Raw genomic sequence first — 2,115 nt, 5'->3', positions numbered from 1 at the left:
ACGCCGCGCCGAAGCCAGCCGCGCCCAGGCCGCCGGCGCGAAGCTGCCGCCGAACCTGCAGGCCTTCATGGCACCGGCCGTGCCGCATGGCTCGGCCATCGCCCCCGAACGCCTGGCCGAGCGCCGCACCCGCTGGCTGCGCCTGCGCTGCGGCGAGCAGGCCTACGCCCTGGAACTGCTGAAGGTGCAGGAAGTGGTGCTGCCGGTGCCGCTGCTGGCGCTGCGCGGCACGCCGCCGGCCATGCTCGGCATCATGAACCTGCGCGGCCAGGTGGTGCCGGTGCTCGACCTCGGCGTGCACCTGGGCGCGGCGCCGATCGAGATGGACATGCAGACCCGGGTGGTGGTGCTGGAAGAGAACGGCGAGACCCTGGGCCTGCGCGTGTCCGCGGTGGAAGACGTGGCCAGCCTCAGCGACCAGCAGATCGAGCCGCCGGACAACGCCCGCATCTGCCGCATTTCCAACCATCTGTTCCGCGGCGTGGCGCGGCTGGCGCAGCAGCCGATGATCCTGCTCGACGCCGAGCAACTGCTGCACTGACCCGGGCCGGCGGGCGGCAACTGGGAACGGTGCCGCACTTTCCAACCGCCGCTAAAGCTTTTCAGGCCACGGCCGTTATCTGCCATAGAACCATTGGTGCGGAGCAATGATGAGCACAGTCCCCCTTGGCGAAGATCTCGGTATCGAGACCAGCGCCGACCTGAAACAACGCCTGACCGCGTTCCTTGCGTCGGACGACGTGCTGCGGCTGGACGCCGGCGAAGTCCGCCGCATCCATACCGCATCCGTACAGGTGCTGTGCGCATTCGTCGATGCCCGTCGCAAGGACGGCAAGCGCACCGAATTCGAGGCCTGCAACGCCACCTTTCGCGACGCGGCACGCCTGCTAGGGGTCAGCGAATCGCTGGGCCTTCCTGCAACCCCTGACAATCTGAAATCTGTGGAGAACGCGGCATGAGCGCACGTATCTTGGTAGTGGACGATTCGGCGTCGATGCGCCAGATGGTCTCCTTCGCCCTCACCTCGGCCGGCTTTGCCGTCGAAGAAGCCGAAGACGGCGCGGTCGCGCTGGGCCGCGCCAAGGGCCAGCGCTTCAACGCGGTGGTCACCGACGTCAACATGCCGAACATGGACGGCATCACCCTGATCCGCGAACTGCGGCAGCTGCCGGACTACAAGTTCACCCCGATGCTGATGCTGACCACCGAGTCGGCGGCGGAGAAGAAGTCCGAGGGCAAGGCGGCCGGTGCGACCGGCTGGCTGGTCAAGCCGTTCAATCCCGAACAGCTGATCGCCACCGTCCAGAAAGTCCTGGGCTGATCCCTCCCCTCCTTTTCCGGATTCCCGCCTCATGAGCATGGACCTGCAACGTTTCCACGCCACCTTCTTCGAGGAAAGCCGCGAAGGGCTGGACGCGATGGAAGCCGGATTGCTGTCGCTGGAAGAAGGCAATCGCGACCCCGAGACCATCAACTCGGTGTTCCGCGCCGCGCACTCGATCAAGGGCGGCGCCGCCACCTTCGGTTTCGAGGCGATGGCCGGCCTCACCCACGTGCTGGAGACGCTGCTCGACGAACTGCGCGCCGGCAAGCGCGAAGTCGAAGCGCACGCGATCGACGCCATCCTCGGCTCGGTGGACGTGCTGCGCGCCCTGCTGCGCGAAGCCGAACACGGCGTCCCGGCCGATCCGGCCGCGGTCAAGGCCGTGCACGAGCGCCTGCAGCACGCGTTGAACGGCGGCCCGGCCGCGCCCACCGTCGCCACCCCGGCGGCGAACCAGCCGGCCGAGCCGGAAGCCTGGCAGATCGGCTTCACGCCGGCGCCGTCGCTGTTCATGAGCGGCAACGACCCGCTGCGCATCATCCGCGAACTCGAACACCTCGGTCCGCTGCAGGTCGCCTGCCGCAGCACGCGCCTGCCCGGCTTCGCCGAACTCGATCCGCTCGAGGCCTACCTGGCCTGGGACCTGGGCCTGGTCGGCAAGATCCCGCGCAGCGCGATCGAAGACACCTTCGCCTGGGTCATCGACGACTGCGAGCTGGAAATCCGCCCGGTGCCGCCGCCGAGCCTGGCCACCGCGCCGGCGCCGGTGCTGACCGCGCCGCCGACCGCCG

At 68.7% G+C, this 2,115-nt stretch carries 4 protein-coding genes; all 4 read left to right on the top strand.

Annotated features, from left to right (window positions below):
- Positions 1 to 541 (top strand): chemotaxis protein CheW (locus D180_RS05430; RefSeq protein ID WP_017911999.1); only part of this gene is annotated, 541 nt, incomplete at its 5' end.
- A gap of 109 nt (positions 542 to 650) precedes the next feature.
- The gene (locus D180_RS05425) at positions 651 to 959 is read left to right on the top strand and encodes an STAS domain-containing protein (protein ID WP_010341777.1); all 309 of its coding nucleotides are present in this window, start codon (positions 651 to 653) and stop codon (positions 957 to 959) included.
- Entirely contained in the window at positions 956 to 1,321 is a 366-nt protein-coding gene (locus D180_RS05420; protein WP_010341778.1) for a response regulator, read from the top strand. Before D180_RS05425 ends, D180_RS05420 begins: the two co-directional genes overlap by 4 nt.
- Before the next feature lie 31 nt (positions 1,322 to 1,352).
- Positions 1,353 to 2,115: Hpt domain-containing protein (locus D180_RS05415; RefSeq protein ID WP_017911998.1), on the top strand; the 763-nt coding region annotated here is incomplete at its 3' end.

The organism is Xanthomonas sp. SHU 166 (assembly GCF_000364685.1).
Lineage (GTDB): Bacteria > Pseudomonadota > Gammaproteobacteria > Xanthomonadales > Xanthomonadaceae > Xanthomonas_A > Xanthomonas_A sontii.
The sequence above is the reverse complement of the archived record's forward strand: the minus strand, read 5'-3'. Positions and strand labels throughout refer to the sequence as shown.